Here is a 325-nt window from a genome sequence, read left to right on the forward strand (position 1 = left end):
TTTCCATTCAGATCAAGGGTTTCAATATACATCTAAATCCTACGCAAAACAGTTAGAGAAATTAGGATTTGTCGGTAGTCATTCTAGACGTGGAAACTGTTTTGATAATGCCTGTATCGAATCATTCTTCTCACATTTAAAAACAGAGAAGTTGTATTTAGTGCGCCCAAAAACATATGAAATGGCCTACCGAGCAATTCAAGAATATATTCAATTTTATAATACAGAAAGATTCCAAGAAAAACTTCACGGCCTTTCCCCGATAGAATATCGGGAAAAGGCCGTGGCATAATACTCTTTTTATTACTGTCTACTTGACAGGGAG

1 protein-coding gene is annotated in these 325 nt (G+C 36.0%); it reads left to right on the forward strand.

The window, feature by feature from the left end; genetic code table 11:
- Positions 1-292 (forward strand): IS3 family transposase (locus MR143_RS32780; RefSeq protein ID WP_242280698.1); only part of this gene is annotated, 292 nt, incomplete at its 5' end.
- Positions 293-325 lie beyond the last annotated feature (33 nt).

Source organism: Bacillus cereus group sp. BfR-BA-01347 (assembly GCF_022663835.1).
Classification (GTDB): domain Bacteria; phylum Bacillota; class Bacilli; order Bacillales; family Bacillaceae_G; genus Bacillus_A; species Bacillus_A thuringiensis_K.